This window comes from uncultured Roseobacter sp. (assembly GCF_947492555.1).
Classification (GTDB): Bacteria; Pseudomonadota; Alphaproteobacteria; order Rhodobacterales; family Rhodobacteraceae; genus Roseobacter.
Map to the genome: position 1 here is coordinate 82,272 of NZ_CANLNE010000003.1, position 23,363 is coordinate 105,634.

Annotated in this window: 24 protein-coding genes; 18 read left to right on the forward strand and 6 right to left on the reverse strand. The window is 58.6% G+C overall.

Going from position 1 to position 23,363, the window contains the following annotated elements; genetic code table 11:
* Nucleotides 1-47 precede the first annotated feature (47 nt).
* From Q1A07_RS13490 to Q1A07_RS13505, 4 genes are all read left to right on the forward strand, one after another.
* Nucleotides 48-887, forward strand: a complete 840-nt coding sequence (locus Q1A07_RS13490) for an alpha/beta hydrolase (RefSeq protein WP_299782167.1) — start codon at nucleotides 48-50, stop codon at nucleotides 885-887.
* A gap of 44 nt (nucleotides 888-931) precedes the next feature.
* On the forward strand, nucleotides 932-1,792 hold the full coding sequence (locus Q1A07_RS13495) for a class I SAM-dependent methyltransferase (RefSeq protein ID WP_299782169.1): 861 nt from the start codon (nucleotides 932-934) through the stop codon (nucleotides 1,790-1,792).
* A 156-nt stretch (nucleotides 1,793-1,948) separates the two neighbouring features.
* On the forward strand, nucleotides 1,949-2,308 hold the full coding sequence (locus Q1A07_RS13500; RefSeq protein WP_299782171.1) for a group 1 truncated hemoglobin: 360 nt from the start codon (nucleotides 1,949-1,951) through the stop codon (nucleotides 2,306-2,308).
* Between the two features lie 3 nt (nucleotides 2,309-2,311).
* Nucleotides 2,312-3,334 (forward strand): adenylate/guanylate cyclase domain-containing protein, encoded by a 1,023-nt coding sequence (locus tag Q1A07_RS13505; protein ID WP_299782173.1) that lies wholly within the window; start codon nucleotides 2,312-2,314, stop codon nucleotides 3,332-3,334.
* Between the two features lie 227 nt (nucleotides 3,335-3,561).
* On the opposite strand, the gene Q1A07_RS13510 is transcribed toward Q1A07_RS13505, so the two are convergent.
* Nucleotides 3,562-4,443: a LysR family transcriptional regulator gene (locus tag Q1A07_RS13510; RefSeq protein ID WP_299782175.1), complete on the reverse strand. Its 882-nt coding sequence runs from the start codon at nucleotides 4,441-4,443 to the stop codon at nucleotides 3,562-3,564.
* Nucleotides 4,444-4,536: 93 nt separating this feature from the next.
* Here Q1A07_RS13510 and Q1A07_RS13515 point away from each other — a divergent pair, with 93 nt between their 5' ends.
* Nucleotides 4,537-5,370: an alpha/beta hydrolase gene (locus Q1A07_RS13515; protein ID WP_299782177.1), complete on the forward strand. Its 834-nt coding sequence runs from the start codon at nucleotides 4,537-4,539 to the stop codon at nucleotides 5,368-5,370.
* 152 nt (nucleotides 5,371-5,522) lie between these two features.
* Here the strand turns inward: Q1A07_RS13515 and Q1A07_RS13520 are convergent, their stop codons facing one another.
* Nucleotides 5,523-7,295, reverse strand: coding sequence for an SLC13 family permease (locus tag Q1A07_RS13520; RefSeq protein ID WP_299782179.1), 1,773 nt, complete (start codon nucleotides 7,293-7,295; stop codon nucleotides 5,523-5,525).
* Between the two features lie 54 nt (nucleotides 7,296-7,349).
* On the opposite strand from Q1A07_RS13520, the gene Q1A07_RS13525 reads away from it, so the two are divergent.
* From Q1A07_RS13525 to Q1A07_RS13540, 4 genes are all read left to right on the forward strand, one after another.
* Nucleotides 7,350-7,856, forward strand: a complete 507-nt coding sequence (locus tag Q1A07_RS13525; protein WP_299782181.1) for a hypothetical protein — start codon at nucleotides 7,350-7,352, stop codon at nucleotides 7,854-7,856.
* An 82-nt stretch (nucleotides 7,857-7,938) separates the two neighbouring features.
* Nucleotides 7,939-8,343, forward strand: coding sequence for a helix-turn-helix transcriptional regulator (locus Q1A07_RS13530; protein ID WP_299782183.1), 405 nt, complete (start codon nucleotides 7,939-7,941; stop codon nucleotides 8,341-8,343).
* Complete coding sequence (locus Q1A07_RS13535) at nucleotides 8,340-8,609, forward strand: hypothetical protein (RefSeq protein WP_299782185.1); 270 nt, start codon at nucleotides 8,340-8,342, stop codon at nucleotides 8,607-8,609. The genes Q1A07_RS13530 and Q1A07_RS13535 overlap by 4 nt, the downstream gene beginning before the upstream one ends.
* Before the next feature lie 71 nt (nucleotides 8,610-8,680).
* A complete protein-coding gene (locus tag Q1A07_RS13540; protein ID WP_299782187.1) occupies nucleotides 8,681-9,421 on the forward strand; it encodes a YebC/PmpR family DNA-binding transcriptional regulator in 741 nt (246 codons plus the stop codon).
* A 75-nt stretch (nucleotides 9,422-9,496) separates the two neighbouring features.
* On the opposite strand, the gene Q1A07_RS13545 is transcribed toward Q1A07_RS13540, so the two are convergent.
* Complete coding sequence (locus tag Q1A07_RS13545; RefSeq protein WP_299782189.1) at nucleotides 9,497-9,766, reverse strand: hypothetical protein; 270 nt, start codon at nucleotides 9,764-9,766, stop codon at nucleotides 9,497-9,499.
* 90 nt (nucleotides 9,767-9,856) lie between these two features.
* Entirely contained in the window at nucleotides 9,857-10,759 is a 903-nt protein-coding gene (locus tag Q1A07_RS13550) for a LysR family transcriptional regulator ArgP (protein WP_299782191.1), read from the reverse strand.
* An 89-nt stretch (nucleotides 10,760-10,848) separates the two neighbouring features.
* Here Q1A07_RS13550 and Q1A07_RS13555 point away from each other — a divergent pair, with 89 nt between their 5' ends.
* The 8 genes from Q1A07_RS13555 (at nucleotide 10,849) to Q1A07_RS13590 (ending at nucleotide 18,697) form a co-directional block, all read left to right on the forward strand.
* Nucleotides 10,849-11,448, forward strand: coding sequence for a LysE/ArgO family amino acid transporter (locus Q1A07_RS13555; protein ID WP_299782193.1), 600 nt, complete (start codon nucleotides 10,849-10,851; stop codon nucleotides 11,446-11,448).
* 39 nt (nucleotides 11,449-11,487) lie between these two features.
* The gene (locus Q1A07_RS13560; RefSeq protein WP_299782194.1) at nucleotides 11,488-12,393 is read left to right on the forward strand and encodes a DMT family transporter; all 906 of its coding nucleotides are present in this window, start codon (nucleotides 11,488-11,490) and stop codon (nucleotides 12,391-12,393) included.
* A gap of 77 nt (nucleotides 12,394-12,470) precedes the next feature.
* Nucleotides 12,471-13,043, forward strand: coding sequence for a transcriptional regulator BetI (gene betI / locus Q1A07_RS13565; protein ID WP_299782196.1), 573 nt, complete (start codon nucleotides 12,471-12,473; stop codon nucleotides 13,041-13,043).
* Complete coding sequence (betC, locus tag Q1A07_RS13570) at nucleotides 13,043-14,551, forward strand: choline-sulfatase (protein WP_299782198.1); 1,509 nt, start codon at nucleotides 13,043-13,045, stop codon at nucleotides 14,549-14,551. Before betI ends, betC begins: the two co-directional genes overlap by 1 nt.
* 40 nt (nucleotides 14,552-14,591) lie before the next feature.
* Nucleotides 14,592-16,049 carry a betaine-aldehyde dehydrogenase gene (gene betB, locus Q1A07_RS13575; RefSeq protein WP_299782200.1) on the forward strand — a complete coding sequence of 486 codons (1,458 nt, stop codon included), beginning with the start codon at nucleotides 14,592-14,594 and terminating at the stop codon, nucleotides 16,047-16,049.
* Nucleotides 16,049-16,294 (forward strand): DUF6552 family protein, encoded by a 246-nt coding sequence (locus Q1A07_RS13580; RefSeq protein ID WP_299782202.1) that lies wholly within the window; start codon nucleotides 16,049-16,051, stop codon nucleotides 16,292-16,294. Before betB ends, Q1A07_RS13580 begins: the two co-directional genes overlap by 1 nt.
* 13 nt (nucleotides 16,295-16,307) lie before the next feature.
* Nucleotides 16,308-17,966, forward strand: a complete 1,659-nt coding sequence (gene betA, locus Q1A07_RS13585) for a choline dehydrogenase (RefSeq protein ID WP_299782204.1) — start codon at nucleotides 16,308-16,310, stop codon at nucleotides 17,964-17,966.
* A gap of 65 nt (nucleotides 17,967-18,031) precedes the next feature.
* Nucleotides 18,032-18,697, forward strand: coding sequence for a thermonuclease family protein (locus Q1A07_RS13590; RefSeq protein ID WP_299782206.1), 666 nt, complete (start codon nucleotides 18,032-18,034; stop codon nucleotides 18,695-18,697).
* A 49-nt stretch (nucleotides 18,698-18,746) separates the two neighbouring features.
* Here the strand turns inward: Q1A07_RS13590 and Q1A07_RS13595 are convergent, their stop codons facing one another.
* Together Q1A07_RS13595 and Q1A07_RS13600 are read right to left on the reverse strand one after the other, a co-directional pair.
* On the reverse strand, nucleotides 18,747-20,147 hold the full coding sequence (locus tag Q1A07_RS13595) for a short-chain fatty acyl-CoA regulator family protein (protein ID WP_299782208.1): 1,401 nt from the start codon (nucleotides 20,145-20,147) through the stop codon (nucleotides 18,747-18,749).
* A gap of 267 nt (nucleotides 20,148-20,414) precedes the next feature.
* Complete coding sequence (locus tag Q1A07_RS13600; protein WP_299782210.1) at nucleotides 20,415-21,644, reverse strand: multidrug effflux MFS transporter; 1,230 nt, start codon at nucleotides 21,642-21,644, stop codon at nucleotides 20,415-20,417.
* Nucleotides 21,645-21,824: 180 nt separating this feature from the next.
* On the opposite strand from Q1A07_RS13600, the gene Q1A07_RS13605 reads away from it, so the two are divergent.
* Nucleotides 21,825-23,357: an acyl-CoA carboxylase subunit beta gene (locus Q1A07_RS13605; RefSeq protein WP_299782212.1), complete on the forward strand. Its 1,533-nt coding sequence runs from the start codon at nucleotides 21,825-21,827 to the stop codon at nucleotides 23,355-23,357.
* Nucleotides 23,358-23,363 lie beyond the last annotated feature (6 nt).

A 23,363-nucleotide genomic window follows, 5' to 3' on the forward strand; every position in this document is an offset into this window, starting at 1 on the left:
ATCGGACGCCAATTGTCGTTCACCACCAACGCTTTTGGATTAGAACAATGACCTTTTCATCTCAGCCAACGCAACAAGGCAATGCGCCTATTGTTGCATTGCATTCCTCGGCATCAAGCAGCGGCCAATGGAGCCGATTGTCAGCGGATATGGAAGGCCGGTTTGACGTCCATGCATTTGATCTTCCCGGCTACGGGCGCGCGCCTTTGAGCGCCGATCATTCTCAGAAAGGGGCCGCCCGTTCCGCTGTTCCTGTTCTTCAGGAAATCGAAAAGATAGGGGGGCCCGTTCACCTTGTCGGCCACTCAAATGGAGGTGGCATTGCGATCAAGGTGGCATTGATGCGCCCTGACCTCGTGAAAAGCCTGACCGTCTATGAACCGGCAACGTTCCACTTTCTGAAGAATGGAAACAGCAAGGAAAAGCGCCTGTTTCAGCAGATCCAGACCCTTTCTGCTCTGGTGACACGTGCAGCAGAGGAAGAAGAAGTACCGACGGGAATGCGGCACTTTCTGGACTTCTGGAATGGTGAGGAGTTCTGGGACCAACTTCCCGACGTCGCCAGGCAGCGGTTTGCGGGCATGATCTCTTCGATCATGGCAGATTTCTCCAACGGAGTCGCGGAAACCTGGGAATTGGCAGATTTGTCCAAATTGGAGACGCCGACATTGGTGATGACGGGTCTGGAGTCCCCGGAAATCACGCAGCATGTGTCGATCGCCATTGCAAAGGCGCTTCCCAACGCACGCCTCGCACTGTTGCCCGAACTTGGACATATGGCGCCCGTCTTCCAACCAGAGTGGGTGAATTCACGCATTCTCGAACACGTGGCCAACGTTGAACGGCCCACCCCAATCTGCAGTTGGCCAAACCAGGTGGCGGCCTAACCCAACCACATTCACCCGACCCAACAATTTACAAAACGCTGGTGATGGACCAGCAAACCCCAAAGGAGAAAATCATGGGCTCTCACACAACAATCAATCCTTCAACCGACTACACGGCGATCAAAGCCAAGCAAAACGCCGCATGGGGGGCAGGAGACTACAGCAAAGTTGGCGTAACCCTCCAGATCACCGGTGAAGAACTTGCCGAAGCCATGGACATAAATGCAGACGCCAAGGTTCTGGATGTGGCAGCGGGCAATGGTAACGCAACGCTGGCCTTTGCACGGCGCTTTTGCAACGTCACCTCAACAGACTATGTATCGGAGCTTTTGGAAGCCAGCGGCACGCGCGCAAAAGCCGAAGGTCTCTATGTCAACTACAAGGTTGCCGACGCAGAAGACCTGCCATTCACAGATCAGTCTTTTGACGCGGTCGTATCCACTTTCGGGGTGATGTTCACGCCAAATCAACAGCAGGCAGCCGCAGAGCTTCAACGCGTCGTCAAACCCGGTGGCAAGATCGGGATGGCCAACTGGACACCGGAAAGTTTCATCGGCCAGCTCTTCAAAACAATCGGAAAGCATGTTCCACCGCCTGCCGGCGTCGGCTCTCCTGCCTTGTGGGGCAACCAGGAGTGGGTTGAAGAAACCTTTGGCGCCACTTGCCAAATATCTTCCTTCCAGCACAAGACCTTTTTGTTCCGCTACCGCTCTGCTGAGCATTTCCTGGAGTACTTCCGCGCCTTCTATGGCCCCATGCAAAAAGCGTTCGAAGCGCTGGATGAGGTCGGGCAAACAGCCCTGCGGAACGATATCATGACGCTGATTGAGACGTTCGACATCTCAACCAACGGTTCATTGTGTATCTCTTCAGAATATGCCGAAGTGATCGCAGTGCGTCACTAAGGTCATGATCTCAAATCACAAATCCCTTCGGCGTTTCAGCCGGGGGGCGCACTCATGTTGCGGGCGGTAGACAGGCTTAACTTGGTCAAAAAGAATTTGTAGTCTTTGGCCGGGGTGAGGCACTTTTGATCCTCCTCAACACGAAAGGAACCTACAATGGCTGAACGCACGCTCTATGAAGAGTATGGGGGGTTTTCAAAGGTCAGCAAGATTGTACTTTCCTTCTACGACAGCCTTTTGGACAATGATGAGGTAGGCCCGTTCTTCGACGATGTTGAAATGTCTCGGATCGTGGATCACCAGACCAAGTTCATTGCTTCGATCCTTGGTGGCCCGGCGTCCTACACAGACAATCAGTTGCGCCAATTGCATTCTCATCTGACCATCACCGACGGCCATTTCGATGAACTCGAAACGGTGCTTCGCGGCACATTATTGCAGCATGGGATGGCCAGTGAGGACGTTGACCTTGTTGTTGCGGAATTCGAGAAACGCCGCCCCCTTATTGTCAGGTGAGTTATGACTATTGAAGCGATAAACGAGCAACTTCTCCGTGCGATCGGGGTTGGTGTCGCGCTACTCGACCGCCAAACGCTGCAGTTCGGCTTCCGAAACGATACGTTTGAAGAGTGGTTCAGTGCCGAAACTCAGCCAGCTCAACTGCAGCAATTGTTCCCGGACCTGGACGTCAGCGCGATGCAGGAAAACCTGACCGGATCCGGACGTTATGCATCCGAAATCAGGTTCAAGAAGAAACGCAGAACGCTGGTGATTGCCCTAGATTTCACCGCCGCGGATGAGGACGTCCTTGTCCTGGTCTGTCAAAACATCACGCGCATTAAAGAACTGGAATCGATGATCGATTCCTATTCGATGATGGTTGAACGCAACACGCGAGAAATCAAACGAGAGAAAGAGCAGGTTGAAAAATTATTGCTCAATATCATGCCTCGCTCTGTATACGAGGAGTTCAAGACCTTCGGTGTTGTAACGCCGCAGATGTATGATCCGGTGTCCGTCCTGATGCTCGACTTTGTCGGGTTTACAGATATGGTTGCGTCGCAAGACCCCAGCGTGACCGTCACCGAACTGAACGATATCTACAGTGCGTTTGACCGCATCGGCGAACAATTCGGGTGTGAGCGCATCAAGACGATTGGTGATGCCTATATCACTGTTGCAGGCCTGCCTGACCCCACCCCGGATCACGCAAAGGCAATCGCCAACACCGCCATCCGGTTTGTGCGGTATTTGACGCGGCGCAATCTGAGCCATCCGCATCAGTGGCACTGCCGTATTGGCCTGTCCACAGGTTCAGTTGTTGGCTCTGTTGTGGGCATCCAGAAGTATGTCTATGATATTTTCGGTCCTGCCGTGAACCTCGCCTCTCGCCTGCAAGAGTTTTCTGAACCGATGCAAATCACAGTCCAGGACGATGTTGCAACTGTTCTGAAAGACCAGTTTGATCTTGAGAATGTTGGCGCGCGGACCATCCGCGGGTTTAGCAAGCAAGATGTCTGGCGGCTTTCCGACAGCAATTGAAATCAACGGTGAATTTCAGGCTTTAGTCGAGGGGCAGATTTGATTTTTGGGACTAGGGCCCGATACAGTAGATTTGCTGGTAAATTGGCCAGCCCGATGCATATCTTGGAAGGGTGCCGCAGCCACGCAAAGCTGGAGTTTCGGATTCAGCACGGACATCCAATGGTTTTGGTCGGTTAATGGTTTCCAGCCCTTGGCAGAATTCACGCCTGTCGACGATCTTTAACTTAAGTAAGTTGACCCGGCTTCACCTGGCGCAACCATTTCAAAAATGCGCGCTGAGGGGAATGCATCTTGCGATCCGAGGGCCAGACAAGCAGGTAGGCCTGTGTTTTGCAGCTTTGATGTCCAATCCGATGAAGGCGGCCATCGGACAATGCCTCCAAACAGAGCGGCGTGCGTGCCATGCCGATCCCCAATCCGTTGACGACTGCGGCTTGCACCTGATCGTAAGAACTCAAGCGACGTATCTTCGCATATCCAGGCAAAGGCGATTGGGCTTGCACACTCCATCTTTCCCATTCATCTTCATGCGCTTCATTCAAGATGATCGGAAATCTTCGAAGCGCCTGATCCCATCCAATTTGAGCCACTTGAGCGCTCAATTCTTTTGTTGCCACCGGGAATATCTCTTCGAGACAAAACAATTCCTGATCGTATCCACTCCACTCGGCGTCACTCCTGCGCAGCGCGAGATCGACCCCTTCGTTTTTTAGATCACAAACCCGATCGGTGGCGAACACCCGGAGTTCGACAGTTGGATTTGCCTCATAGAATGCAGCCAAATTCGGCGCGAGCCAAAGCGACGACAAAGTCTGCGGCGCGGAAATCGTGACCACGTTACTTTTGCTGTGTTTGACAGCTTTTAGCCCGCGTTCAATTTCTCGCAGACCAACGGAAACTTGTAAGTAGAATGCCCGCCCGACATCCGTAAGCTTTGCCCCGTTCCGGCCCCGCTCCAACAACTGAACGCCCAGCTGCGCTTCCAAGCGCGCAATCTGATGACTCACAGCTGACTCGCTCACGCCGATTTCTTCAGCCGCTATCCGAAACTGACCCGCGTCGGCAACCGTCACAAAAGCACGCAGGTTCTGGATGGGCGGATACATGACAAATCCTCTTCTAAAGATGACAACACTTCGTTCGACATAAAAGAAAACAGGGTTCACCTATGCAAAAAATAATCATGATGAGAAAGTAATATGACGGAATTTGACCTAAAGCAGAGCTTTGAATCGAGCTGTGGAAAGATCGCTCATGATGTGTTCGGCGAGGGTCCAGATGTGGTTTTGGTCCATGGCACCCCCGTGAGCTCGGTGATCTGGCACGGAGTTCTCAAGCGTTTGCAACATCGCTATCGGTTTCATGTACTTGATCTGCCCGGATATGGTTCGTCGGCCAAGTTTGACGGCCAAGAAGTTCGGCTGAGGTCGTTCGCGCGCGTGTTGGCCGAATGGCTCGCCTCTAAGGAGCTATCGCGCCCCGCTCTGGTTGGTCACGATTTTGGTGGTGCGACTGTGATGGGCGCGTATCTGATCGAGAAGGCGGATGTGGCAGCTATTTGTGTCAGCGATGGCGTTGTGTTGTCTCCCTGGGGCACGGCATTTTCGAGACATGTGAAAGAGAACGAGGAGGTCTTCGCCAACGTGCCGGAGTACATCCACCACGCGGTTCTGGAGGCACATCTGAAAACAGCGATGTCACGCACTCTGGATCAAGCAGTTCTGGACAGGTTGACTGCACCCTGGTTGAGCGAAAGCGGTCAGCGCGCATACTATCGGCAGGTTGGCCAATACGATTATGAATACACTGAACAGCTCGAACAATTGTATCCGACTACCTCAGTTCCGACTACAGTCTTCTGGGGTGAAGAAGATCGTTGGGTCGACAAGTCGGAAGGGGAACGGTTTTCGCAAATGTTGCCCGATGCAACCCTAAGAATCTTGCCGGATGCCGGCCACTTTGTGATGCTTGATGCCCCGGGCCTCTTCTCAAGATATCTGGATGAATGGTTGAGTGCATTCTTTCATGTGTAGTCGACCTCGCCTTCCTTGTGGCACGTATCGTTTCTCGCCTTGGGGAGATCTGGGTGGTACCCTGCTTTAAAAATCCGCGCCCTTGTTTCATGGGTCAATTAATTCAATAGAACCAATGTGTTTTGTGCGGTTTGCGGCTGTGACAAGCCTTGCTACAAGGGCCATACGATAAGGATCATGGGTATACTCACAGCCACGATGAGCACCTCCAAGGGTAGCCCCATACGCCAATAGTCGCCGAAAGAATATCCACCCGCAGATAGAATTAACGTGTTGTTCTTGTGCCCGATGGGCGTAAGAAACGCGGAAGAGGCCGCCACCGCTACGGCCATCAGGAACGGATCGGGTGACACATTCAGGCTCTGCGCCATCTGGATGCCAACGGGCGCGGCCACGATTGTTGTTGCCGTGTTGTTGAGCACATCTGACAGGGTCATCGTCACGATCATCAATACGGTGAGGACAGCCCAGGCGGGCAGTCCGCCGGTCCAGGAGACAAGCGCGCCTGCGATCAATTCGGTGCCGCCGGAGCTTTCCAGCGCCGCGCCAAGGGGGATCATCGACCCCAGGAGTACCACCACCGGCCAGTTGATGTGATCGTAAAGCTCACTGAGCGGGACAATGCGGGTCAGGACGTAGGCAACGACCACCAGCCCCAGCGCGATAGGCAGGTAAAGCAGCCCGACGCTGGCTGCGGCCACGGCTGCGGCAAAGAGGCCTATCGCCAGCCAGACCTTCCGGTTTTCGGTCACAGCCAATCCGCGGTCGGCCAGCGGTAGGCATCCCAGCCAGTCGGTGACATCCGGTCCGGTGTCGCGGGGCACCAGCAGCAGCAGGATGTCACCGGTTTTCACAACCGTCTTGCGCAGATGTTTGGTGATCCGCGTGCCCTGGCGCGAAATGCCCAGAAGCACAGTGCGCTGCCGCCATGCGAGACCGATGGATTGCGCCGTCTTGCCGTGGATGCGCGCGGCTTCCGGGACTACGACCTCGATGATCTCGACGCCTTCGCCATCGGCGCGCAGGGCCTCTTCGCGCTTGGCATCGGCCACGGCAAGATCAAGACTGGTGCGGAACTCGTCCAAGGCATCAGGTGTTGCTTCCAGAACCAGTGCGTCACCCGCCTGCAGCAGCGCATTCCGGGCCTGACCGTAGCGGCGCTTGCCATCGCGGATGAGACCGAGGATGGCCACATCCGCCTTGTCCGCCGCGTTATCCAGTTCCGCCAGACGTCTGCCAAGGTGCTTGCTGTCCTCGGGCACGGTCAGTTCGGCAATGTATTGCGACAGGTCCGCTTCCGGGGTTGTTTGCGTTGTGTCTTGTGGAATGAGCCGCCAGCCGATCAAGGCCACGAAAATCAGGCCTGCAATGGCTGCGGCCCCGCCGACAGGGGCAAAGTCGAACATCGCAAAAGGCGCGCCCAGAGCCTCCTCGCGGATCGACGCAATGATGATATTGGGCGGCGTGCCGATCAAGGTGGCCATGCCCCCGAGGATGGTGGCAAAGCTGAGCGGCATCAGGCTGAGCCCCGGCGCGCGGCCCGCTTTGCGCGCGGTTTGAATGTCCACCGGCATGAGCAGGGCAAGGGCCGCGACATTGTTCATGAAGGCGGAAAGCACCCCGCCGATGGCGCCCATCAGGGCTATATGGGTGCCCAGGGAGCGCGTCGCATCTACCAACGTACGGGTGATGAGGAAGACTGCTCCGGAGCGCACAAGCCCGGCGGAAACCACAAGAACAAGGGCCACTACCAGCGTCGCGGGATGCCCAAAGCCGGAAAACGCATCCCCGGTCGGGACCACGCCCAGAACCACACCGACCATAAGGGCGGTAAAGGCCACGATATCGTACCGAAAGCGCCCCCAGAGCAGCAGCGCAAAGACAGCCCCAAAGAGCGTGAAAAGGATAATCTGATCTGTTGTCACGGGGGCCTGCTCCACGCTCTTGATTTTGCGAGTTGTTTTACCTCAACTGCGGTTATGTCTGATTTGAACTTTTTAATCACCAACGGATTTCTGACGGCACTCGACAATGCGGGCAAACTGGCACCAAGGGCGGCGGCCAGGGCCAAGGTCCGTATTTTCAAGCTCAGGAAGTATCTGGATGGGGTCGAATATAGCTGGCGCAACCCTGACCATTTGCGCTGGAGCCATATAGATCAGGCGCAGCATGTTAAGAACAGCTATCCGCCCCCAGAATTCGGCGCATTCCTCTGCGAGATCGAAAAACCGCTTCTTTTTCAGAACATTGCGGGGCTGAACGATCCGGACCCCGAAGGATACTTCGCACGGTTCCGGTCCCGCAGATTCGAGCTGGCCTGCGTGGTTGTCTATACAGAAGAGCCCGACCGGCGTCTGGCTTTCCCCATGGTCGGGACACTGGCCGAGTGCAACAGACACCTGACTGCCCTGCGCGACAAAACACATGCCAAAAAGCTCATTGCAGACGTGCGGACCTTGCCGAAGCCTTCGACCACCGCGCGGTGAAACCTTGACAGACGGGGTGCTATTGCCTAAGTGTTGCTTTGTAAGACAACAGTTTTCGACCGCTACAAACGGATGATGACCCATGACTGATGTACAGATCAACGCAGGGGCCGAGGCCAAAGCACCCAAACGGGCGGGCGCCCGCTCGGCTGCACGCACCTCGAATAAATCGGCACCACCGGTTGCTGCTCTGGATGAGGTGGCCTTTGATGCCGCCTTCGACGCGCTTGACCCGGCAGAGAAACATGCCGTGTACCGCGATGTCGGCGAGGAATTGGCCCGCACGCTGGGCGCGCAGGTGATTGCCCAGATGCTGAACGGATCCGACCTCAGCATGCGCGAGATTGGCACGAAGTCCGGGTTTGACCATACCGCGTTATCGCGGATTGCCCGTGGCGCCTCCAAGACAGGCCCTACCTTGTGGAAGGTTTTCGCCCTTGCCGAGGCGCTGGGCTACCGGATTGAGCTGAACGCCGTCAAAAAGTGACCAAAGCCGGTCTCGTCTCCGACGCGCTGATCCTGGCCCCGGCGATCTGGGCCTGTTCTTTCCTGTTGCGGTCGCGTTGGTACGAACGCGAGGCCGACCGGCTGTTGGCGCGCAACGCCGATGAACACACTGTCCAGCTCAAACGGGAAGAGGCGCGATACTATCAGGATTTCGCGCGCGTCATGCCCAACTATATGCTGGCCGCGCTGACGCTTGGTCTGGCCATCCGCGCTTTTCTGATCATTGCTGCCATGATGGCGGGGTAGGCTGAGGGGTTGAGCGTCCTGCGCGTCACGGATACACATCGCCAAACTCAAAGAATGAATGGAGGGTGCCAATGGCCGGACACTCAAAATGGGCAAACATCCAGCACCGCAAGGGGCGTCAGGACGCCGTGCGGGCCAAGCTGTTTTCGAAGTTCAGCAAAGAGATCACTGTCGCTGCCAAGATGGGCGACCCTGATCCGGATAAAAACCCGCGTCTGCGCCTGGCCGTCAAGGAAGCCAAGGCACAATCCATGCCCAAGGATAACATCGACCGCGCAATCAAGAAATCGCAGGCGGGCGAGGGGGATGATTACGAAGAAATCCGCTACGAAGGCTACGGCCCCAACGGCGTGGCGGTGATCGTCGAGGCGATGACCGACAACCGCAACCGAACGGCGTCAACCGTCCGGTCGACCTTTACCAAGAACGGCGGCAACCTCGGAGAGACCGGTTCCGTCGGTTTCATGTTCGACCGCAAGGGCGAGGTGACATACCCGGTTGATGCGGGGGATGCGGACACCGTCATGATGGCCGCGATCGAGGCAGGCGCCGAGGATGTCGAGAGCTCGGAGGACGGTCACGTGATCTGGTGCGCGGACACCGATCTCAATGATGTGGCCACGGCGCTGGAGAAGGAACTGGGCGAGTCCGAGAGCACCAAGCTGGTGTGGCGTCCAACGACGACCACCGAGATGGACCTCGACAGCATGCAGAAACTGATGCGGCTCATCGAGGCGCTTGAAGATGACGACGACGTGCAGCGCGTCACCACGAATTTTGAGGCCAGCGATGACGTGATGGAACAGCTCTGAGCCGTTGTCACCTGCTACAAAATCAAAAGCCGCCCCGGGGTCATGGGCGGCTTTTGACGTCAGATCAACACCGGATCAGCGCGGTTGATTGCAATCCGTGCAAAAGAGGGACCGCGCAAATTGTCCCCAGCCAAGACGCTGCACGTCGGGGTGGCCCGCCGAACGGCGCGACGTGCTTCGGTTGATCCGTTTCATGAGATGTTTTAGATCGGTCAGTCGCTTGCGGGCACCGCTGCCGCCAGCCTCGCTTTGCACGGACAGGATCTTCTTTTGAGTGTGCAGCGCGGACTCGATCAATTCGATGTCTTTTGCCGTAAGATCTAGGTTGTGTAAATTGTCCAGCATCTGAGCGCATCCTTGTTACATCCCTATCATATGGGGAACATAGAGAGATACGCCAATCATCCCGGATAAGATTTCTGTGATTTTATTTTTTCACATCACACCTGCGTGAGGAACATTAACAAGATGTGATCTTGCGGCGGCTTTGATCCCCCGGCTGAGCGGGGTCAAAGCGTCGCTCATCAGGCGGCTGGTTTGCCAGTATAGCTTTACATCCAAAGGCTTTTCCGGAACGAGCGCGACCAGGGACCCGCGTTGCAAATGGGTTTTGACAAGGGGCAGGGGATTAAGACCCCACCCCAGCCCGGCCAGTGCCGCATCGACAAAGGCGTGGGTGGACGGCAGCTGATGCGCGGGCGGGGTCAGCCGTTCACCTGTCTGTTGCGTGATCCACCGGTGTTGCAGGGCGTCCTTGACGTTGAAGGTCATGACCGGTGCAGCGGCAAGGCTTGCGGGGGTGACGCCCTCGCTGAACCATATGTCATAAAACGCCGGGCTTGCGGTCGCGATGTAGCGCAAGGCACCGAGAGGGGTGCAGGTGCATCCCGACACCGCCTGGGCCTGCCCGGTGACCGCAGCACTCACCGCGCCGCGCAACAGCCAATCGGTCGAGGTGTCCTGATCGTCGATCACCAGATCGAAAAGCACTCCTTGTGCCAGCGTCAGCCCGGGCACGAACCATGTCGCAAGGCTGTCGGCGTTGACCGCAACCCGCACCCGCGGGGCCTCCTGTGCCAGATCGGGCGACAGATCGCGCAGGACGTGCGATTCCAGTAGGGCGACGTCATCGGCGTGGCGCGCCAGACGAGTGCCTGCGTCGGTGGGCGTGCAAGGCTGGCCCCGATAGATCAGCGCAGCCCCCATCCGCTCCTCCAAAGCCTTGATCCGCTGCGAAATGGCCGAAGGCGTCACGCCCAGATGTGCGGCCGCCGCATCAAAGCTGCCTTGGCGGACGATGGCAGCAAGGGCTGCGAGCTGGCTTGGGTCAATGGACATTAGATCATCTTAATCAAGCTTCATATGTTTAATTTGAGTAATGTCGCGAGGCACGCTAGTCAATGCGGCATCCCAAAAGGACTAATCGCGTGCTTGATACTTTCCTCCCCGGCTACCTGTTAAGCCTGTCTCTCATTCTGGCCATTGGTGCACAAAATGCGTTTGTCCTGCGGCAGGGTCTTCGACGTGAACATGTCTTTTGGGTCTGCCTGACCTGCGGGGTCTCCGATGCTGTTCTGATCGCGGCGGGGGTCGCGGGGTTCGGCGCTCTGGCAGAGCGTATGCCCTGGTTCGAAACCGCGATGCGCTTTGGCGGGGCCGCGTTCCTGCTCTGGTATGGATGGCGCAGCGCGCGGTCCGCCTGGCGAGGCGGGCAGGCGCTGCAGGCGGACGGCGGTGCAAAGCGCGCGTTGCTGCCGACGATTCTGACCGTGCTGGCGCTGACCTGGCTCAACCCGCATGTCTATCTTGATACGGTGGTCCTGCTGGGCTCCATCTCGGCGCAATACGACAACCGGCTGCTCTTTGGAGCTGGTGCTGTCTCGGCCAGCCTCACCTTCTTCTTTGCCCTTGGCTATGGCGCGCGATTGCTCGCGCCGCTTTTTGGACGCCCCGCCAGCTGGCGCGTGCTGGACGGGTTGATCGCGCTCACCATGTGGGCCATCGCCGTGGGATTATTGTGGCCCTAGCCCCTTGCGGCGCGCGGCAAAACACGCTGTCTATGGCACATGGTCACCCGCACCCCCCATCGCCCGGTTGTCGGTATCTTCTGGATGCTTCTCACGGGGCTGTGTTTCATCGCGGTGACGGCCTTGGTGAAACACATGGGCACCCGCGTACCACCCGCTGAATCCGCCTTTTTACGCTACCTGATGGGGCTGATTTTTCTGATCCCCGCCATCGGTGCCTTGCGCGCGGCACATCTGACACCCCGGCAGTGGCGTCTCTTTGGTCTGCGCGGGGCGATGCACGGGATCGGCGTGATCCTGTGGTTCTACGCCATGGCCCGCATTCCAATCGCGGATGTCACGGCGATGAATTATCTGGCACCGATTTACGTTACCATAGGGGCTGCCCTCTTTCTGGGCGAGCGGCTGGCCTTCCGCCGGATCGCGGCCATCCTTGCCGCCCTCATCGGAGCATTCCTGATCCTGCGCCCGGGCTTCCGTGAGATCAGCAGCGGTCATCTGGCCATGCTGGCCACCGCCATTGCCTTCGGGGGGTCTTACCTGACGGCCAAGGTCATGGCGGATGAGGTCAAGCCCGCCGTGGTCGTCGCCATGCTGTCGATTTTCGTGACGATCACCCTGGCGCCTTTTGCCCTGGCGCATTGGGTCACGCCCAGTCTCGCCGATCTTGGCGTTCTCTTCCTGGTCGCCTGTTTTGCAACGGCTGGCCACTACACGATGACGCTTGCGTTTGCCGCTGCGCCCTTGACCGTCACGCAGCCCGTGACCTTTGCCCAGCTGATCTGGGCCGTGTTGCTGGGCTATCTGGTCTTTGACGAAGCCATTGATATCTGGGTGGTTCTGGGCGGTGTGGTTATTCTGGGCTCGGTGATTTTCATCACCTGGCGAGAGGCCGTGTTGAAGCGGGGCGAGACCACGCCGCCTGTAAACGCGACCAAGGTTTGAACCCGTTATTTTTATTGATTGACTGGTCAATAAAAAACCCGCTACTGCATGCGAAATGCCACCGATAGGGGAGTCGCATGCCAAAACTGGGAATGGAACCGATCCGCCGCACCGCTTTGGTGGAGGCGACAATCGCTGAACTTGCCTCCAAGGGATCGCTGGACGTGACCGTTGGCCAGATCGCCAAACGTGCAGGCATGTCCACCGCCTTGGCGCACCATTACTTCGGCGGCAAAGACCAGATTTTCCTCGCAGCCATGCGCCAGATCCTGCGTGACTTCGGCGCAGAAGTACGCCAGGGGCTTGCCCAGGCCACGACCCCCAAAGCCCGTGCTGTGTCGCTGATCGAGGCCAGCTTTTCGCATACATGTTTCTCGCCCCAGACCGTCAGCGCGTGGATGACCCTTTATGCGCAGGCCCAGACCAACCGTGAGATGTTGCGTCTGCTGCAGCTTTACCAGCGCCGTCTGAAATCGAACCTCAGCCATGCGCTGCGTCCGCTGACTGTGCAGCCCGAAGCGCATGCGGAAACACTCGCCGCCCTGATCGATGGCCTCTACCTACGCGCGGCCCTCTCGCGTTCCCAAAGCCCCGATGCCGCGCGCCGCACGGCTTTGGAAACGCTGAACATGCTGCTGGAGGCGCGCTGATGTCCCGTCCGAATATCCTGATCCTGATGGTCGATCAGCTCAACGGCACCCTGTTCCCGGATGGCCCTGCCGACTGGCTGCACGCACCCAACCTGAAAAAACTTGCCGCGCGCTCGACGCGGTTTCGCAATTCCTACACTGCCTCGCCACTTTGCGCACCCGGGCGCGCCGCCTTCATGTCGGGCCAATTGCCCTCGGCCACGGGTGTCTACGACAATGCTGCCGAGTTTCCCTCCTCCGTCCCCACCTACGCGCACCATCTGCGCCGCGCCGGATACCAGACTTGCCTCTCGGGCAAGATGCATTTCGTGGGCCCCGATCAGCTGCACGGCTTCGAGGAGCGCCTGACCACCGACATCTACCCTGCCGATTTCGGTTGGACGCCTGACTACCGCAAACCGGGCGAACGCATCGACTGGTGGTACCACAACATGGGGTCGGTCACGGGTGCAGGCGTCGCCGAGATTTCCAACCAGATGGAATATGACGACGAGGTCGCCTTTAACGCAATCCGCAAGATCTATGATCTGTCGCGGGGTGCCGATGCGCGCCCCTGGTGCCTGACAGTCAGCTTCACGCACCCGCATGACCCTTACGTGGCGCGCAAGAAGTACTGGGACCTCTATGAGGACTGCGACCACCTGCTGCCAGAGGTCCCGGCCTTCGCCTATGAAGACCAGGACCCGCACAGCAAACGCATCTTCGATGCCAACGACTGGCGCAGCTTCGAGATCACCCAAGAGGATATCCGCCGCTCCCGCCGCGCCTATTTCGCCAACATCAGCTATCTCGACGACAAGATCGGAGAGATCCTGCAAACCCTTGAAGACACCCGGCAAGAAGCAATCATCCTCTTCGTCTCGGATCACGGCGACATGCTGGGCGAACGCGGCCTCTGGTTCAAGATGTCCTTCTTCGAAGGCTCCTCCCGCGTCCCGCTGATGATCTCTGCGCCGCAGATGCAACCGGGGCTGCAGACCACACCCGTCTCCAACATCGACTTCTGCCCGACGCTCTGTGACCTCGCAGGCGTGTCCATGGAGGAGGTGAAGGACTGGACCACAGGCGTGTCCCTCGTCCCGATGGGCCAGGGGGTGGAGCGCGGCGAACCGGTTGCCATGGAATACGCTGCCGAAGCTACCTATGCCCCCATGGTCTCGCTGCGCTACGGCAAGTGGAAATATAACCGTTGCGCGTTGGATCCCGATCAGCTCTTCGATCTGGACGCCGACCCGCATGAGCTCACCAATCTCGCAGAGGTCCCCGCCCATCAGGGCACCCTCAGCCAGCTCAAGGCGAAGTCCGAAGCCCGCTGGGACCTCGATGCCTTCGATGCCGACGTGCGCAAAAGCCAGGCCCGTCGCTGGGTTGTCTACGACGCGCTGCGGCAGGGCGGTTACTACCCCTGGGATTACCAGCCGCTACGCGATGCCTCTGAGCAATACATGCGCAACCACATGGACCTTAACGTGCTGGAAGACGCCAAACGCGCGCCCAAAGGCGACTGACCCTTTCATTGTTCTTCAAATATGCCCGCCGGAGGCGATCATGACCTATCCAACCCAACCTACTGCCAGCCATTTCATCAACGGTGAATACGTCGAGGACACCGCAGGCACGCCCATCGATGTGATCTACCCCGCCACAGGCGAGAAAATCGCAATCGTGCACGCTGCCACACCGGCTCTGATCGAACAGGCCATCGAAAGCGCGCGCGCCGCCCAAGGCGCATGGGCCGCCATGACCGGCACCGAACGAGGCCGCATCCTGCGCCGCGCCGCAGATATCCTGCGGGAACGGAACCACGACCTGTCCGTGCTGGAAACCTACGATACCGGCAAACCCTATCAGGAAACCAGCGTCGCAGACGCCACCAGCGGTGCGGATGCGCTGGAATACTTTGGCGGCATGGCCGCAACGCTGACCGGCGAGCATATCCAGCTGGGCGATGATTGGGTCTATACCCGCCGCGAACCACTGGGCCTCTGTGTCGGTATCGGCGCCTGGAATTACCCGACCCAGATCGCCTGCTGGAAAGGCGCGCCCGCGCTGGCCTGCGGCAACACGATGATCTTCAAACCGTCGGAAACAACTCCGCTCTGCGCCCTGAAAGTGGCAGAAATCCTGCACGAGGCAGGGTTGCCCGCCGGGGTCTACAACGTGCTGCAAGGTCTGGGTGGCGTCGGCGGCGCATTGGTCACCGACCCGCGGGTCGACAAGGTTTCGCTGACCGGCTCTGTGCCCACCGGGCGCAAGGTCTACGCCGCTGCCGCGGAAGGGATCAAGCACGTCACCATGGAATTGGGTGGCAAGTCCCCCATCATCGTTTTCGAAGACGCAGATATCGACAACGCTGTCAGCGGCGCGATCCTCGGCAATTTCTACTCCTCCGGTCAGGTGTGCTCGAACGGCACGCGTGTCTTTGTGCACAAGGACATTAAGGAGGCGTTTCTCGACCGGCTGAGCACGCGCCTCAAGGCCGCGGTCATCGGCGATCCGATGCGGCCCGAGACAAGTTTCGGCCCGATGGTGTCTGAGCGACAGATGAACATCGTGCTCGACTACATCGCAAAAGGCACAGCCGAGGGCGCGCGACTGGTCTGTGGCGGCACCCGACTGGACCGCGATGGGTTCTACCTCGCCCCGACAGTCTTTGCCGATGTTGCGGATGACATGGTGATCGCGCGCGAAGAAATCTTTGGCCCCGTCATGGCGGTCCTCGATTTCGAGGAAGAAGCCGATGTGATGGCACGTGCGAACGACACCGAATTCGGGCTGGCCGCCGGTGTCTTTACCCGTGATCTGGCCCGCGCGCACCGTGTGGCTGCCGGGTTCGAGGCCGGTACCTGCTATATCAACACCTACAATGACGCGCCAGTCGAGGCGCCATTTGGCGGCACCAAAGCCTCCGGCGTGGGGCGGGAAAACTCGAAAGCGGCCATAGCGCACTATAGCCAGCTTAAATCCGTATACGTCCGAATGGGCGATCTCGAAGCGCCATTCTGATGGCGACATCTGTACAGGAATCGAAGGGGTTTCAACCCGTCGACATCCTCAAGTGGGTGGCAACCGCGATCCAGCTTGTTGGCTACGGGCTGACCGGTCTGAACATCGTCCCGTGGAACGTCTTTGCCTTTTTCGCAGGCATCGTTCTGTGGTTCGCGGTGGGTGTGATGTGGAAGGACAAGGCGATCATGGTGGTGCATGTCGGGGCATTTGTCTCGCTGCTCATTGGCTATCTGAACGCCTGAATGGACAAGTAAAATGCAAGCAGATTTTGTGATTGTAGGAGCGGGCAGCGCAGGCTGTGCCATGGCCTACCGGTTGAGCGAGGCAGGGGCCTCTGTCATCGTGATCGAACACGGCGGCACGGATGCGGGCCCCTTCATCCAGATGCCAGCGGCACTGTCCTATCCAATGAACATGAAGCGCTATGATTGGGGCTTCACCTCCGAGCCTGAGCCGCATTTGAACAACCGTCGTCTCGCCTGTCCCCGCGGCAAGGTGATTGGCGGTTCCTCCAGCATCAACGGCATGGTCTATGTGCGTGGACACGCGATGGATTTTGACCATTGGGCAGAGCAGGGGGCCGACGGCTGGTCCTATGCCGATGTGCTGCCCTACTTTAAACGGATGGAGAATTGGCACGACGGCGGCCATGGCGGCGATCCGAATTGGCGGGGATCGGATGGTCCGCTGCATGTCAGCCGCGGGCCCCGGCAAAACCCGCTCTATCACGCCTTCGTCGAGGCGGGACGCCAGGCCGGATATCATACCACCGAGGACTACAACGGTCAGAAACAGGAAGGGTTCGGCCCGATGGAGCAGACGGTGTGGCAGGGGCGTCGCTGGTCTGCGGCGAACGCCTATCTGCGCCCTGCGCTCAAACGCGACAACTGCACGCTGATCAACGGGTTGGCGCAGCGGGTGGTCGTTGAGGACGGGCGCGCCACCGGTGTCGAAATCCGCCGTGGTGGCCGGGTGGAAGTAATCCGGGCCAACCGCGAGGTGGTGCTGGCGGCCTCCTCCATCAACTCGCCCAAGCTCCTGATGCTGTCCGGGATCGGGCCTGCCAACCATCTGGCGGAACACGGGATCGACGTGGTGGCCGACCGGCCGGGCGTCGGGCAAAATCTGCAGGACCATCTGGAACTTTACCTGCAGATGGCGGCGAGCCAGCCGATCACGCTCTACAAACACTGGAACCTTGTGTCCAAGGCGGTGATCGGTGCGCAGTGGCTTTTCACCAAGACCGGGTTCGGCGCCTCCAACCAGTTCGAAAGCACTGGGTTCATCCGCTCGCAACCCGGCGTGCAGTATCCCGACATTCAATTCCACTTTCTGCCGATTGCGGTGCGCTATGACGGCAAGGTGGCCGCCGAAGGGCACGGGTTCCAGGCGCATGTGGGGCCGATGCGCTCGCCCTCGCGTGGTGCCGTGAGCCTTGCGTCAGCCAATCCGGCGGATGCGCCACGCATTTTCTTTAACTACATGTCGACTGATGAGGATTGGGCTGACTTCCGGCGCTGCATCCGCCTGACGCGCGAGATTTTTGCGCAGGAGGCGTTCAAGCCCTTCGTCAAACACGAGATACAGCCCGGCGATGCGGTGCAATCGGACGCCGATCTGGATGACTTTATCAGGGAACATGCTGAAAGCGCCTATCACCCCTGTGGCACCTGCCGCATGGGCCGCGCGGATGACCGTCACGCCGTTGTCGACGCAGAGGCGCGGGTGATCAGCGTTGACGGGCTGCGCGTGGCCGACAGCAGCATTTTCCCGCGGATCACCAATGGCAATCTTAACGCGCCATCGATCATGGTCGGTGAGAAGGCCGCCGACCACCTGCTGGGCCGCGATCCATTGGCGCGGTCCAACGATGAGCCCTGGATCAACCCGGCATGGGCGACGGCGCAGCGTTAACCATCTGGTAACCTTAGTTAATGAATTTCCTTGCTTGACGGTCGGGGCGTCGTCATACCGCGCGGATGCGTAAGTTGATGATTTTGATGATTGTGTCTGGCCTGTGGTCGCCAGGTGTTGTGCTGGCCGGCAACGCTTTCTCTGGCGCGGTGCGTGTGATCGACGGCGACACGATAAACGTAGGCAGCGTTCGCGTCCGCCTCTACGGCATCGACGCGCCAGAGACCGACCAGACCTGCAAAACGGAGCAGGGTGAGGTTTGGGCCTGCGGCAAATGGGTGACCGATCAGGTGACCACACTGTTCGGCGGGCGGACCGCTCACTGTGCTGCGGTGACCAAGGACAAATACAATCGGACCGTCGCCCGCTGTACCGTGGCCGATCAGGATATCGGACATGAGCTGGTCAGCGCAGGACTGGCCTTTGCCTATCGGAAATACGCGCAGGACTATGTTTTTGCGGAGAAGGGTGCGGCCATCCGGGATATCGGGCTGCATGCCAGTCGTGTGCAAAACCCATCGCAGTTTCGTCAGACGCGCGCCGTAGGTCGGATCCCGCCTGACCGCGCGTGCCCTGTGAAGGGCAATATCTCAAGTCAGGGCACCCGAATCTACCATGTGCCCGGTCAGCACTATTACGAACGCACCGGCATCCGGACGGAACGGGGCGAGCGCTGGTTTTGCTCGGCAAGCGATGCGCAACGTGCCGGGTGGCGTGCGGCCAAACGGTAGCGGTTCCACAGCGATCTACGCGCCCGATACTGCGTCAGGAAAGGTCACGTTATTCAACCTGATAGGGCAGCACATCGCGCAGATTGGGATCGACTCGCAGCTTGCGTTCCAGCGGCGGCACCGCGCGTTGATGGCAATTCGTCCGCTCGCAAATCCGGCAGGAAATACCAATAGGCTCGAACGCGCCATCCCGGCTCAGGTCCATGCCGTCTGCATAAACAAGATCGTTGGCGTGCCGCACTTCGCATCCCAGGGCAATGGCATAGCGACGCACCGGCGCGCCGAACCGACCTGCGGGTTTCGACACGTCGCGCGCCAGGTTGATGTAACGGACACCGTCGGGGGTCTCGGCCAGCTGGCGTAGGAATTGGCTGGGCAGTTCAAAGGCCCGATGCACGTTCCACAGCGGGCAAGCCCCGCCAAATCGTGCAAATTGCAGCCTCGTGGCCGAATGGCGTTTTGTGATTGTACCCGCCTGATCGACCCGGACAAAGAAAAACGGGATGCCCTTGGCGCCGGGACGTTGAAGGGTCGACAGCCGATGCGCGACCTGCTCGATGGACGCACCGAAGTGGCCCGCCAGCGCTTCGACATCATGGCGGTAATTGCGTGCCTCCTGCTGGAATGCGGCATAGGGCATGAGCGCTGCGCCCGCGAAGTAATTCGCGAGACCGATCTTTGCAATCGCGCGGGCTTCAGCGCTGTGGAAGCGCGCCAGATCCAGCGTGGCTTCGAGCAATGCCTCCTGTTTGATCAGAGCGACCTGCAGTAGCAACTGGAACGTCTGGCTCTCGGGCGGCGCGCGACGTGATAGTGTCAGTTCGCGGGTGTCGGGGTCAAACCTGCGCAGCTTGTCGGTGTCTGCAAATTGCACTGAGACCTTTGCGTTTCCCAAGGCCGAAACGGCTGCGACCCGGATGTTGCGATGCCCGCCCTCCTTGTTTGCAAAGTGCTCGGCGGCCCGGTCAACAGCATCAATGTAGTTGTCGCAATAATGAAAGAAGTCGCGCACTTCTTCCCAGGGGCTTGGAGTAGATCGTGCATCTTCCCGGCCCAGTGCTTCGTCCAAAGACGCCAGTCGTTCCTGCATCTGGCGGTAGCTGCGATGCAGTTCGAGAAAGGCGCGCGCAAAGGCGGGGGCATTCGATGCTGCAAGGCGCAGGTCCGCGACCGGGGGCAGGGCGTCCGCAAAAAGTGGATCGGCCATGGCCTCACGCATATCGCTGACCAGCCGTTCACTGTCGCCCGTGCTCAGCTCGGTGACATCCAGCCCGAACTCCTGCGCCAGGGCCAGCACCACCGTGGTGGAGACGGGCCGGTTGTTGTTCTCCATCTGGTTCAGATAGGGCAGCGAAACCCCAAGCTTGGCGGCGAAGTCTTTCTGCGTCAGGCCAAGGCGCGTACGCAATTCGCGCAGCTTGGCACCCGCATAGAGTTTCTGTGTGGCCATCCCCCGCACCCTCCCGGCAGTTTGCAAATTTGCAGATTCGTCAAAGCTATCTTTGCAAATCACTGCGGACAAGGTGCGGCAATGTTGGTTAACAAATGGTTTTGCATCCTTGGGGCTTGTGAGTTTTTCTGGTGGTGCACCATACCATGTTGGCTGGACGGGCAGAGCCTCCCGATTTCTCACCATGCCCAGAACAAGCGCCGCCCTTCTGGGCTGGGCGTGGATAAGTTTGAGGGGCGGGCACCCTACCAAATCGACAGCGATGTGTCAGGTCAAAGGGTTCTGTAGCGCAATGCGTCTTTCGCGACGATAGACCATCAGAATTGAAACGACCGCCGCCGTTGATGTGGCCAGCATGATATAAAGCAGGGGAAAGGCCCCGGTTTCCGGGCTCAGTGACGCCCCGGCCAACACGCTGAGGCCAGCACCGCCGCCGATCATGATGGCGCCACCCAGACCAGACGCAGAACCGGCAAGATGCGGGCGCACGGAAAGCATGCCTGCGGTTGCGTTGGGGATGACCAGCCCATTGCCCAAACCCACAAAGGTCATCAGACCAAAAAAGCTGAGCGCGCTGCCCTGACCCACCAGAAAAATCAAGAGGGAGAGGAAAACCCCGAAGGCATTGATCAGGCTGCCAATCAGGACCAACTTGTTGATGCCGACGCGCTGCGCCAGCATGCCCGTGAACATATTGCCAAAGAAATAGCCCAGGGCGGGTGCGCCAAAATAAATGCCAACCCAGAACGGAGAGAGGCCGAACACGACGGATCCCACGAAGGGACCGCCGCCCAGGTAGGCAAAAAAGGCGCCGGAGCAGAAACCCGCAGCCAGCGAGTATCCCCAGAACCTCGGAGAGGTCAGCAAGGCTGGATATTCGCCGAACTGCTGTGTGAGTGTCTTGCCGCTCTTCGTGGCTGTTTCGCCCTGATCAGCCCAGGCGAGCCACAGCGTCATCGCGCCCATGATGAACAATGCCCAGAAATTGGCGCGCCAGCCGAAGAGCTCATCCAACACGCCGCCCAGCATGGGGCTGACCATGGGCACGATCGCCATGCCCATTGTAACGTAGCCGATCATCGACGCCGCTTTGTCTTGCTCGAACATGTCGCGGACGGCGGCACGGCTGAGAACCATGGCAACGGCGACCATCGCCTGACAGACGCGGAATACGAGGAAAATTTCGGCGGTCGGGGCGTAGATGCAGCCCAGGGTGGCGATGAGAAAAAAACTCAGTCCGAAAAGGATCACTGGTCTGCGGCCGAATTTATCGGAGATCGGGCCAATCAGGATTTGCAAAATCGCGCTGACCCCAAGATACAGCCCGACCGAGAGTTGCATTACACCGTATTCGGTCTGGAAGTATGCGGTCATATTCGGCAGGCTGGGCAGGAACATGTTCATCACCATCGCCGACATGCCGGACAGCAGGATCAGCGTCGCAATATGCGGCGGCGTGGTCCGATCCAGAAAACGAATGGTGGGAGGATTTTGCATCCGGCAACGCTAGGCCACGTCCGGATTGTTGTCCACGCATAGCTGCTATGCGTTTGGCGCTACTTTGCTGATTTGCAATTTGCAAAAGGCCAGTTGAATATAGTTTGCAAATTAACGAAATATCTCTTCGATCCTCAGTAATCCTTGAGTATGGTGCTGCAAACAACCAACGGGGTCGCCATGAAAGATATTCTGCACCAGCTTGAAGAGCGTCGTGAAACTGCCCGTCTTGGTGGGGGCCAGAGGCGAATTGATGCGCAGCACGGACGGGGCAAGCTAACAGCGCGAGAGCGGGTTGACCTTCTGCTGGATGAAGGCAGCTTTGAAGAGTTCGATATGTTCGTGACCCATCGGTGCACCGATTTCGGCATGGATCAGGAAAAGCCTGCCGGCGATGGGGTTGTCACCGGTTGGGGCACGATCAACGGGCGTCTGGTCTACGTCTTCAGTCAGGATTTTACAGTTCTGGGGGGCTCCGTCTCGGAAACCCACGCCAAGAAAATCTGCAAGATCATGGATATGGCGGTGCAGAATGGTGCGCCGGTCATCGGTATCAACGATTCCGGTGGTGCGCGGATTCAGGAAGGCGTGGATTCCCTGGCGGGTTACGGTGAGGTCTTTCAGCGCAACATCATGGCCTCGGGTGTGGTGCCGCAGGTCAGTGTGATCATGGGCCCCTGCGCGGGCGGAGCGGTTTATTCGCCCGCCATGACCGACTTCATCTTCATGGTCAAAGACAGCTCTTACATGTTCGTAACGGGCCCGGATGTGGTGAAGACCGTGACGAACGAGCAGGTGACGGCGGAAGAACTCGGAGGCGCAGGTACGCATACCAAGAAATCCTCCGTGGCTGACGCTGCATTCGAAAATGACGTCGAGGCCCTTGCTGAGGTGCGGCGTCTGGTTGATTTCCTGCCCTCGAACAACCGGGAAAAACCACCGGTGCGCCCCTTCTTCGATGATCCCGACCGGCTCGAGACATCGCTGGACACGCTTGTACCCGAAAATCCCAACACGCCTTATGACATGAAGGAATTGATCCTGAAGCTTGGCGACGAGGGGGATTTCTACGAGATACAGGAAGAGTTCGCCAAGAACATCATCACCGGGTTCATACGCCTTGAGGGGCGCACCGTTGGCGTCGTGGCCAACCAGCCGATGGTGCTGGCGGGCTGTCTGGACATCGACAGCTCGCGCAAGGCGGCCCGGTTCGTGCGCTTTTGCGATGCGTTCGAGATCCCGCTGCTGACGTTGATCGACGTGCCAGGCTTTTTGCCGGGAACCAGTCAGGAGTACGGCGGTGTGATCAAACATGGAGCGAAACTACTCTATGCTTACGGCGAGGCAACGGTGCCGATGGTCACGGTGATCACCCGCAAAGCCTACGGCGGTGCCTATGTGGTGATGTCGTCCAAGCATCTGCAGGCGGATTTCAACTATGCCTGGCCTACGGCGGAAATTGCCGTGATGGGGGCCAAGGGGGCGACCGAGATCATCCACCGTGGTGATCTGGGGGACGCGGAGAAAACGGCGAAGCACACGGCAGATTATGAGGAGCGCTTTGCCAATCCATTCGTGGCGGCGGAACGAGGTTTCATCGACGAGGTGATCATGCCGCGTACGACCCGCAAACGCATCGCCCGCGCCTTCGCTAGCCTGCGGAACAAGCAGGCGAACATACCGTGGAAAAAGCACGATAATATTCCGCTTTAGAAAGTC